The following is an 8,157-nucleotide window of genomic DNA, read 5'->3' as shown; positions in this document are numbered from 1 at the left end:
CTTCGGTGAACCAGAGCAACCGCTATACTTTCCGGTCGACAGGTACCGGTCGAGCGCAACGAGCGTTCCCGGCAATGACCCCACCGAAATGAGTTTGGAATTGACCGTCTCGCCTCCCTCTGAATCCGCTGCCGAACGGCGCATTGTCGTCGCCGATGAGCTCGGCTATTGCTGGGGCGTCCGCCGGGCGCTCGATATCATCGAAGACGCTGCCGACCCCACCGCGCCCGTCGCGCCCATCGGTGACATCATCCACAATCCCCAGGTCGTGTCACGGTTGCGGGAGCGCGGCGTGGTCGGCGCGGAATCGGTCGACGCTGCCGCCCGGGAAGGGTTCAAACGGGTCGCGATCACCGCGCATGGCATGGGGCCGCACCTGGCGCAGCAGGCCTCCGAAGCGCACCTGGAGTTGATCGATACCACCTGTCCGCTCGTCACCAAGGTGCAGCGCCTCGCCCAGAAACTCGTCCGGCAGGGATATTTCCTTGTCGTCTATGGCGATTCGTATCATCCGGAAGTCAAGAGTGTGCTCGGCTGGGCCGCCACCAGCAAGTCGGTGGCCGCCAAGCACATCGAGGATCTTCCATGGAACGCCAAGCGAGGTGAAGAAGGCGAAGGCAAGATTGCGCCGCCACGCAAGGTTGCGCTCGTCAGTCAAACCACCAAGAACGTTGACGAGCTGATGGTATTCGCCCTGGAGCTACAGGCGATGGTGGTGCCGCTCGGCGGCGAATTCCGGCTCTGCAATACGATTTGCGAACCCACGAGTGAACGCCAGAACGCGCTCAAACGCCTGATCGACCGCGACCATTGCGATGTCGTCTTCGCCATCGGCGGCCGCAAGAGCAGCAACACCGCCCGTTTGGCCGAAGTGGCGTCGCACATGGGGGTCGAAAGTCATCACATCGAGCGGCCGGAAGACATTCAGGCAGAATGGCTCGAAGGCAAGACCACCGTTGGCGTTACCGCCGGTGCATCGACACCGGATCAGGTCATCCAGCAAGTGGTGGACACCATCGCCGAGTTCGGCTTCACCCCACCCGCTGGCGGCATCCGCGCCGTCGACCCCGACTACGTCCCGGCGTACTAGGCCCGAATCCCCAGGCATCCTTCCCAGGATGCCTCCAAACTGTTGCCTCTTGCCTCTGGCCTGTTGCCTGGCTCCCCCTACCGCTCGAACACCACCCGTCCATCGATCATCGTCAGCTCCGCTCGAAGGGTGTTCAGTTCCTCCGGCTCGACCTTGCGCGGGTCAGCGCTCAACACCGTCAGGTCCGCCAGTTTGCCTTCGGTGATGCTTCCCTTGATCGCTTCCTCGAACGAGGCAAAGGCGCCATTGATGGTGAACATCTGTAGCGCCTCGTCGATCGTCACGCCTTGATTGCCGCCCATGTACTGGCCGTCCTGGGTCAGGCGCGTGACCGCAGAGCGAAGATTGACGAACGGGTCGCAGGAAACGACCGGGACATCCGAGCTTCCCACCGCCACGATCCCCTGGTCGAACCACGAGCGCCCAGGATAGGCCATCGCCAGTTGGTCCTCGGTGAAGTTCTCGATGTAGGAATCGCCGAGGTAGTAGATGAAGGATGGCTGCGGGATCGCCAGCGCGCCGATCTTCTTCATGCGATCCAGATGCTCCTGCGTGCACATCCCGCAGTGCTCGATGCGCGGGCGCGCATCGGAACGCGGATTCGCCGCCAACGCGGTCTCGTAGGCCGTCAGGATCATCGAGATTGCCCGATCACCAATGGCATGCGCCGCCATCTGAAAACCGGCCGCGTTGGCGCGGGTGAACCGTTCGTTGAGACCGTCCTGGTCATAGATCGTGATCCCCATATTGCCGGGATCGTTCCGGTACTCGGTGGTCATGGCCGCAGTTCGTCCACCACCCGAGCCGTCCTGGAACACCTTTGCCGGCCCGATGCGGAACCAGGCATCGCCGAATCCGGTCTGCACACCAAGATGCTCCAGATTGTCCAGCGTGTCGTCGATCAACATCATGGTGAAGGTGCGCATCGGCAACTCGCCATCGCGGGCGAGCTCTTGATACGCGGAGAACTGCCGAGAGTTGCTGATCGCCGCTTCGCCGACGCTGGTAATGCCGTATTCGTTGAATCGCTTGCCAGCTGCGCGCAAGTAGTCCTTCATGTCATCGGTCGTCGGCGCCGCGATCTGATCTGAAACCAGCTTCATTGCGGTTTCACGCAGCAAGCCAATCGGCTCGCCATGCTCGTCGCGGTCGATCTGGCCGCCAACCGGATCCGGCGTGTCCGCCGTTATCCCGGCCAGCCCGAGCGCTGCCGAGTTCGCCACTGCGAGGTGTCCACACGTACGCACCAGATAGGCGGGACGTCCACCCGTGGCTTCGTCCAACTCATGGCGGGTCGGGTGCCGGTGAATATCGAGGCGGGAATCGTCATAGCCCCGGGCGATCAGCCAGCCGCTGGGCTGCTCATCGGCTCGTGTGCGAAAGGCGTCTTGCAGTGCTGCCAAGGTGGGAGCCGCGCCGGGCGAAGCGTCGATCTGGCTCAATCCCTGCCCAAAATAGATCGGGTGGTTGTGGTTGTCGTTCAGACCCGGCAGGAGCGCTCGGCCTGCGAGATCGATCGTCTTCGTGCCTGGTCCCGCTTCGTCCAGGACCACGTCAAGGGTTCCGACACGGGTGATTCGATTGCCCTGAACCGCAACTGCTTCGGCGTCTCGTGCCGCAGGGTCGATTGTGATGATCGGTCCATTGCGAAAGATGAAATCTGCGGACACTCTCGTGACGCTCCTTGGAAGCAATGAGCAATAATCGACCGCGACACCTCATTGTTCGGACGCGGCGATTCCAGAACGTTGATCATGATCTCAGAAACTGCCCAACCCCGGAGCGAGAACATCGACACTCAGGGACCCAACGTGTCCGTTGCTTCCTCAAGAGATCTGCAGCGGTCCAATGGGCATGAGATTGGCACGTTCGCGTGCGGGATAATCTCAAACGACGATGGCTCGAAGGTGGCTATCGAAGAATCGATCGCAGACCATTCCAGGGGCATACCGAACGAAATGAAGATTACCGACATTCGCGTTGCGTCTGTTCCGATAAGCTCGCCGATGAGCAATGCCTACATCGACTTCAGCAAAATGGACGCGGCCGTGGTCGCCATCATCACCGACGTCATTCGGGAGGGCGAGCCCGTCGTCGGATACGGGTTCAACTCGAACGGCCGCTACGCTCCGATTGGCTTGCTGAACGAGCGCTTCGTTCCGCGCCTGCTCGAGGCCGAGCCGGCCGCCATCATCGACGAATCGGGTGGAAACCTCGATCCGCGAAAGATCTGGTCGCTGCTCATGGCTGCCGAAAAACCCGGTGGCCACGGGGAACGCTCGGTCGCGGTCGGCACCATCGACATGGCCGTCTGGGACGCCGTCGCCAAGATCGAGGGCGTGCCGCTCTACCGTCTGTTGGCCGATCGGTACAACGGCGGAACGGTCCACGAGCCCGTATGGGTCTACGCAGCCGGGGGCTACTATGCGCCGGGAAAGGGCCTGCCAGAGCTTCGTGAAGAAATGCGCGGCTATCTCGATCTTGGCTACGAAGTCGTCAAGATGAAAATCGGTGGCGTCCCGCTCGCCAGGGACCTGGAGCGAATCGAAGCCGTGCTCGAGGTCGTTGGCGACGGATCCCACCTTGCAGTCGATGCGAACGGCCGCTTCGATCTCCCAACCGCGATCGCCTATGCCGATGCGCTCGCGCCCTACGATCTCTTTTGGTACGAGGAGGCTGGCGACCCGCTCGACTTCGCGCTCCAGGCAGAACTCTCGCAACGCTATCCCAACCCCATGGCAACCGGGGAGAACCTCTTTTCGATGCAGGACGCGCGCAATCTCATCCGCTACGGCGGTATGCATCCATCCTCCGACTGGCTCCAGTTCGACTGCGCGCTTTCCTATGGCCTGGTCGAGTATTTGCGCACTATCGAAATGGTGGAAGCCAATGGCTGGTCACGCACCCGCATCGTGCCGCATGGCGGACACCAGATGTCACTGAACATGGCGGCAGGACTTGGTCTCGGCGGAAATGAGAGCTATCCGGGCGTTTTCCAGCCGTTTGGCGGATTCGCGGACAGCATCCGGGTCGAGCATGGAATGGTCGGACTCCCGCAAAGCCCCGGCATCGGGTTCGAGGAAAAGGGCGCTCTCATCGACATCATGCGGCAGGTCGCGGCAGGCGAGGGTTCATTCGTTTGACGGTATGATGCTCCCAGTCCATCGGCGACCGGCCGGCCAACGCGGGAGGTATGGCGCACCCAATGCAGATCATGGAAATCGTGCGCTTCTGGATGTCGCGCCTCTTCGATCTCTCTCCTTCGATGATCATCCTGGCGGTGATCGGTTCGCTGCTGGCCGCGTTCACGCTCATCATCTATGGGTTCCTGCGGGTGTTGGCGGTCATCTGGGACCTCATCTCGAGTCGTGACCTCACCGACGCGCGCGAAGAAAAACTCTCGATCGAATTCATCGAGCTCATCGACGTCTTCCTGATCGGAGTCATCCTGCTCATCGTCGCGCTCGGACTCTATCAGCTCTTCATCGACGAGAAGACGACCCTCCCCTCCTGGCTCAAGATTCATACCCTCGACGAGTTGAAACACCGCATCATTGGCGTGATCTGCGTCGTATTGGGAGTGAACTTTCTCAGCAATGTGGCCGAGTGGTCAGACGGCAAAGACATCGTCTATCTCGGTATCGCCGTCGGTATCGTGCTTGCTGCGCTGGTCATCTTGCTCAAAGCAGTCGATGACTCCATTCAGGAAGAAGTCAGGCTTCTTCGGGAAGAACGGGCGCTGGAGAAGGCCACATCGGCAATCGAGCAAGAGTAGATCAAGCGAAACGTCAATCGAGGCCTTGGGGTCCTTGGCTGGCGGTCACAGCTCGACGATCGGTCGCTCGGCATTCAGGATCGACACCTCGGCTGTTCCGCCCAGGTGTCGGGTCACCAGCGCGGCCAGGTCGTCGATCGCGATCCGCGTCGCCAGTGGGTCCAGCGGCGGAATCGACTCGATCACAAGCACGGCGTCCCTGGTAGCCGGTGTGAGCATCGTTCGCTCGGCTTCACGCCAGTTCCAGCATGAACAGATCACAGAATCGTCATCGCGGTAGATGACGGCGCCGGGCGGCGGTGTCTCCGGTTCTTCAGAGCCCAACGGGGTGAACTCCTCGTCCCCGTGCGCTCGCGTCAGACGCACATCCCCAACGATGGCTGCCAAGTCCTCTCCACCCACCGGAAGCAGGTGGCGCAACGAGATCGCGTTGTAGAGATCGACCAATGGGTTGATGGGCCGCAATCTCCCTGACTGCGCGGAACGAAGCATCGCCTCGATCGACGACCGGTATTTCGACGGCTTCACGCCAAACCGGGCGAAGGCCGCTCGCCAGGGAGCCACTGCCGGATGCTGGCTGATCTCGCCCGCGCCGACCAGGGCCGCCGCCCGTTCGATCTCCACGTCCAGCATCGGCCAGATCTCGGGATCGTCGACCATGTTGTCGACACCGCGCACCACTGCTATCGCGATCGTCGCGTTTGGAAAGAGCTCGAGGAAATCTCGCTCCAGCCGGAAAGACGTCATGCCTTACACCACACGAACGAGCCGGCGAGCCGATGCCCAAACCAGCCGCACACCAAAGAAACCAATGATCGTCCCGCAGACAGCATCGATGGCTTGAAAGACGCGGGGGCGCGCATATTTTCGTCCCGCGCTGGCGAGCGCGCAGAAACCGATCGCCCAGGCCAGGGTCCCAATCAGGAATGCCGCCAGAAACTCGATGGTCGTTGCGAAGGTTGGCTCGCCGTGCGTTGCCAACATCCCACCGCCAATCCCGGTCCAGAATGGCAACGCGGCGGGGTTTGCCAGCCCAAAGATGAGGCCGGTGCGCAACGCGCTCGCCTCACTGGAGCGCTCGGTAGCGGATCGCCCGTGCAAGGCAGTGCGAAACGCGTCGATGGCGATCTTGCACAGAAAGAGGCCGCCCATCAGGCCGATCACGTCGAGCACGGTCGCCGCGCTCGAGAGCGCGGCCAACCCGGAAAACGCCAACACCGCCCATGCCCCGCTCCCGGCGAACGCGCCGAGTTGCACCAGGAACGCTGGCCGAAAACCGAAGCTCACTCCCCGCCGGAGGCATTCGGTGTTGACCACGCCGGGTGCTGCCGCATAGGCCAAACCCAACAACAACGGGATGAACAACGCGTCGCGCACGGTTCTCCTCGATTCTTGTCAAGCCGGAACGATCAGCCCAAGACTGCTCGTAAAGCCATGAATGAACGTTTTGGAGCCCACCGGGCCGATCTCGCCCGCCGCGATCAAACCGGCCAGTGGCAATCCGGGGAAACGGCGCTCGATTGCCGCGGCATCGTGATGGGGTACATCGAACATACCGGTCCCCCGGCCATTGCACGAGGCCAGCAACCCGGCAATCGGATCGCGCCCTCCCAGCCGGAGATGCGCCTCGAGCAGAGTGGCAGTGAGATCGAGATCGGCCGTGGCGGCGTCGCGCAGCTGAAACTGAATCGTCTGGCCCACTCGCGGTCTGGCGCCCAACGCGATAGCGCCCGATTCCCGCCGTATCCCGATGATGTTGCGTATCAGGAAATCTCCTCGCCCGAACGTTTCGCGATACTCGTTGGCAGCCAACCCCGCGACGAGGTGATCGCGCACCTCTTGCTGAATCTCGCCCGGCAGGGTCGAAAGCGTGTCGGTCAACATCTGCAAAGCTGGCCGATTCGAGATCGTTTCGATCCATTTTTCATCGACAGCCGTGATCGTCCAGGGCTCACCGATTGGCTCGCATCCCTGTGAAACGATTGGCAGCACATCGTAGGCGCCACCGATCGATAGGCCGACCCCGCCATCGTTGTAGATCCGGCCGTTGAGCATGACCCAGGTTTGCCGCTGTCCCGGACCCGGCGCCAGCAAACCGCCGATCACCGGCAAGCCGGGATAGGCGGAGTTCAGCTGGTCGACGAGCAGCGCGCCATCCATGCGAAACGGATCGGCGAGCACAGTCCAGCCGTTCACGAGCGCCGGATCGACGCCAAGCCGATCGGCCAGATTGCCGCCACGCGATTCCTCGAGCATTCCCTGAGTGAAACGAACGGGACGCAAGATCGCACCCGGCAACTCCAGGGCGAGCAGGGAGATCGCCGGTTCGTGCTCCATTTCCGCGCCACGTCCGATGACGCCACTACTGGAACACCCGACGACGATCATCGAACCCGCGTGATGCCAAATCGCCTCCGAGATCGACGGCAGGTCTTCGTCGAACGATGCGGATGCAAAGGCGAAAATCGCATCTGGCACGACATCGCGAATCCCATCCAACGCCATGTCGAGCGCCATCCGCCAATCGCGGCTGATGCCCACCGACGAACGCGCCGTTGCCTGGCGAGTTGGTCCCTGCGGGGCCGGATCGTGAGACTGCGAAGCTGGAGAGGTGCCGTGTGCGCTCATGGCGGCAAGCCTACCAGACCCACGGGCTCCGCCACCTAAAGATGGCGCAGGTAGGCCTCCGGATCGTCCAGAAATGAACGCATGATCTGCACATGCTCCAGCGTGTCGTACCTGGCCGGGCGAATCGCGCCTCCGTCGAAACTGAGAATCGCCGCTCCGGGCAGCGCCAGCAGCATGGGAGAGTGCGTTGCGATGATGAACTGCGAGCCATCTTCGGCCATCGCGCGCAGCATCGAGAGGAAGGTCAGTTGGCGGGCCGGGGAAAGCGGAGCTTCCGGTTCGTCCATCAGATAGATACCTCCCGGACGGCATCGCGCGGAAAAGAGATCGAGAAACTGCTCGCCGTGGGACGCGGCATCGAGACCACTGGCGCCGTATTGCTGCTCGATCGCGCGCGCCTGCCCGGCAATCACTCCTGCGCCAAGGTTCCGCGCGAACTCCGAGCTCGTCCGGTCATTGCGCATTTCCGCCGCCTCGGCCAGCAACTCGGCTTTCAGCTGATCCATTCGCTTGGTGAACCCGAAGAAGTCCTCCGCCCGGAAGAAATATCCGCGGTGCGGGTGACGTAGTGCCCAGCGTAGCCGGATCGCCTCGGCGAGCGCGCGCCCATGCACCAAAGTGGGGTCGCGGTCGGGATTGTCCGATCCAATTCCCGGCAGCGATA

At 62.1% G+C, this 8,157-nt stretch carries 8 protein-coding genes; 3 read left to right on the top strand and 5 right to left on the bottom strand.

What is annotated here, in order from left to right:
- A partial coding sequence (ispH, locus tag R2855_19520) for a 4-hydroxy-3-methylbut-2-enyl diphosphate reductase (GenBank protein MEZ4533193.1) occupies positions 1 to 1,090 on the top strand: 1,090 nt, incomplete at its 5' end.
- A 77-nt stretch (positions 1,091 to 1,167) separates the two neighbouring features.
- On the opposite strand, the gene R2855_19515 is transcribed toward ispH, so the two are convergent.
- Positions 1,168 to 2,760: an amidohydrolase gene (locus R2855_19515; GenBank protein ID MEZ4533192.1), complete on the bottom strand. Its 1,593-nt coding sequence runs from the start codon at positions 2,758 to 2,760 to the stop codon at positions 1,168 to 1,170.
- Positions 2,761 to 3,096: 336 nt separating this feature from the next.
- Here R2855_19515 and R2855_19510 point away from each other — a divergent pair, with 336 nt between their 5' ends.
- Positions 3,097 to 4,233: a mandelate racemase/muconate lactonizing enzyme family protein gene (locus R2855_19510; GenBank protein ID MEZ4533191.1), complete on the top strand. Its 1,137-nt coding sequence runs from the start codon at positions 3,097 to 3,099 to the stop codon at positions 4,231 to 4,233.
- Between the two features lie 50 nt (positions 4,234 to 4,283).
- Positions 4,284 to 4,865: a YqhA family protein gene (locus R2855_19505; protein MEZ4533190.1), complete on the top strand. Its 582-nt coding sequence runs from the start codon at positions 4,284 to 4,286 to the stop codon at positions 4,863 to 4,865.
- A 45-nt stretch (positions 4,866 to 4,910) separates the two neighbouring features.
- On the opposite strand, the gene R2855_19500 is transcribed toward R2855_19505, so the two are convergent.
- The 4 genes from R2855_19500 to R2855_19485 all read right to left on the bottom strand — a co-directional run.
- Complete coding sequence (locus R2855_19500) at positions 4,911 to 5,612, bottom strand: phenylalanine--tRNA ligase beta subunit-related protein (protein MEZ4533189.1); 702 nt, start codon at positions 5,610 to 5,612, stop codon at positions 4,911 to 4,913.
- A gap of 3 nt (positions 5,613 to 5,615) precedes the next feature.
- Positions 5,616 to 6,242 carry a LysE family transporter gene (locus R2855_19495; GenBank protein ID MEZ4533188.1) on the bottom strand — a complete coding sequence of 209 codons (627 nt, stop codon included), beginning with the start codon at positions 6,240 to 6,242 and terminating at the stop codon, positions 5,616 to 5,618.
- An 18-nt stretch (positions 6,243 to 6,260) separates the two neighbouring features.
- Complete coding sequence (locus tag R2855_19490; GenBank protein MEZ4533187.1) at positions 6,261 to 7,493, bottom strand: FIST N-terminal domain-containing protein; 1,233 nt, start codon at positions 7,491 to 7,493, stop codon at positions 6,261 to 6,263.
- A gap of 35 nt (positions 7,494 to 7,528) precedes the next feature.
- Positions 7,529 to 8,157, bottom strand: a 629-nt coding sequence (locus tag R2855_19485; protein ID MEZ4533186.1) for an AAA family ATPase, incomplete at its 5' end; no start/stop codon positions are given.

This window comes from Thermomicrobiales bacterium (assembly GCA_041390825.1).
Classification (GTDB): domain Bacteria; phylum Chloroflexota; class Chloroflexia; order Thermomicrobiales; family UBA6265; genus JAMLHN01.
The sequence above is the reverse complement of the archived record's forward strand: the minus strand, read 5'-3'. Positions and strand labels throughout refer to the sequence as shown.

What these genes read in the sequence shown, in the direction of transcription:
- R2855_19510 (MEZ4533191.1), top strand. Translation starts at nt 3,097, where the DNA reads ATGAGCAATGCCTACATCGACTTCAGCAAAATGGACGCGGCCGTGGTC.
- R2855_19505 (MEZ4533190.1), top strand. Translation starts at nt 4,284, where the DNA reads ATGGCGCACCCAATGCAGATCATGGAAATCGTGCGCTTCTGGATGTCG.
- R2855_19500 (MEZ4533189.1), bottom strand. Translation starts at nt 5,612, where the DNA reads ATGACGTCTTTCCGGCTGGAGCGAGATTTCCTCGAGCTCTTTCCAAAC.
- R2855_19490 (MEZ4533187.1), bottom strand. Translation starts at nt 7,493, where the DNA reads ATGAGCGCACACGGCACCTCTCCAGCTTCGCAGTCTCACGATCCGGCC.